The sequence below is a fragment of the Streptococcus sp. HMSC061D10 genome (assembly GCF_001808865.1).
Taxonomy (GTDB): Bacteria; Bacillota; Bacilli; order Lactobacillales; family Streptococcaceae; genus Streptococcus.
In genome coordinates, this window is record NZ_KV795003.1 from 1 (window position 1) to 221 (window position 221).

General features: G+C 43.9%; 1 pseudogene. It reads right to left on the minus strand.

From position 1 onward, the window contains the following. A pseudogene (locus tag HMPREF2728_RS02600) lies at positions 1–221 on the minus strand (sialidase); the annotation flags it as partial.

The window sequence follows — 221 nt, forward strand, 5'->3', positions numbered from 1 at the left end:
AGAGCTTGCTCGGATAACTCGACTAGTTTCTTCTTAGCTTCCTTATCATCACCTAGTTCTTTAGTCTTATTTTGAATAGCCTCTGCCAAGCTTGCCATAGCCTTATCGTAGTCAATCTTAGACTCTTCTGGCTGAGCTGGCTGCTCTGGTTTTGGTTCCTCTTTTGGAGTCGCTTGAAGTTGGTTGATAGAAGTTAGAGCTGCTTGCAAGGCTTTGTCTAC